This is a genomic window from Acinetobacter lactucae (genome assembly GCF_013344765.1).
Lineage (GTDB): Bacteria > Pseudomonadota > Gammaproteobacteria > Pseudomonadales > Moraxellaceae > Acinetobacter > Acinetobacter lactucae_A.
In genome coordinates, this window is the sequence record NZ_JABVBF010000327.1 from 1 (window position 1) to 1,332 (window position 1,332).

The 1,332-nt window shown below is 31.0% G+C and carries 1 protein-coding gene and 2 pseudogenes; 2 read left to right on the plus strand and 1 reads right to left on the minus strand.

All coding sequences use genetic code 11. The features are described from left to right. Nucleotides 1–265, plus strand: a pseudogene (locus tag HUN22_RS17080) (DNA breaking-rejoining protein); the annotation flags it as partial. 232 nt (nt 266–497) lie between these two features. Here HUN22_RS17080 and HUN22_RS17085 read toward each other — a convergent pair. Further along, nucleotides 498–941: a universal stress protein gene (locus HUN22_RS17085; RefSeq protein ID WP_174731898.1), complete on the minus strand. Its 444-nt coding sequence runs from the start codon at nt 939–941 to the stop codon at nt 498–500. Nucleotides 942–1,226: 285 nt separating this feature from the next. Between HUN22_RS17085 and HUN22_RS18300 the strand changes: the two are divergent. Then, a pseudogene (locus HUN22_RS18300) lies at nt 1,227–1,332 on the plus strand (hypothetical protein); the annotation flags it as partial.

Here is a 1,332-nt window from a genome sequence, read left to right on the forward strand (position 1 = left end):
TTATGCTAAGAATGGACAAATATTAAAATTTGATAACAATAGCCTTGGTAATTTAGCCTATGTTAATATTTTTTCACCCGGTACAAAGCCTGGTAAAGATAAAGCATTATTGATTGGCTCAACAGTAGGTTTTAAAGGAGAGCTTACTTTACCAGTAGATGGTGATTATACTATTCAAGTTTATCAAATGCGTAATAGTGCTCGTAAAAATAAAACTGTCAAATATAATTTAGACATCCAATTATTAAATAAAGTAAAAAAATAATAGTTAATAAAATTTACTAGTTTTCAAATGAGAACTAGTAAATTCGAAAAAAATAGTTTGAATAATAATGATAAAGAAAAATTGATGATAAAAGATTTACTTTATTGACGTGATTCACGAAGCTGGTTGAATAATGAACTATGCTGTGATGATTTCTGGTGAGTGTAAATTTCTGCAGGTTATTTTATTAAAAAGCCCAATTCAATGATTGGGCTTTTGCCTTTCAAAAGTTTTACTCTTTTACTACTAAAACTTGAATTTTGGTGCTATTTAAAACATCTTGAGCAAAACTACCCAAAATTAGTTTTTGGAAGCCTTTACGACCATGAGAACCGATTACAATCAAATCAGAACCTAGGTCTTCTACAGCTTTCAATATACCATCTGAAGAAATTTCACCTTGGATAATCTGAGTTTCTGCATCAACACCTTCTTCTGCACATAAAGCTTTTACTTTAGCGAGAGTTTTCTCTGCGTTGGCACGTGCTTCAACAAAATAATCTTTTACAACAGGTGAGATGTAATAAAAATCTACGCCACTAAAAGGATCTACCGCAACTAAACTAATAGCGGTCAATTTACTTCCAAATGCCTTTGCAATATGAGCGGCCTGTCTAGCTGCCGCTAAAGAAATTTCAGAACCATCTACAGGTACAATAATATGCTGATAATTCATAATGTTATTCCTCTTATTTACAGTTGTTATATGTATGAAGCATTTATTAATTAAAGATTAACATATTTCATTCTTTGGAGACATCCATTCAGTTAAAGTAATTGAAATTAAATAAAATTAATATAAATCAGTAGCTTGTATTTGTTCTTCTGAGCGGTTTTAATGCGTGTAGGTGTTGCATAGGAATATCTTTAATATTTACATGAAAATTACAAGAAGTTACTGTTCATATTCTTGTCATATAGAGGCCGTATAACAAAATAGTAAATTAAGGGGGAGAGGGTCATGGCAGATTTAACAGCAAAGAAAGTCAATAAATTGGTTGAAGAGTTTCGTCAAGCAGGTAAAGAACCCGAAAAATTAATAATTGGCTATAAAACTTATGCCAGAC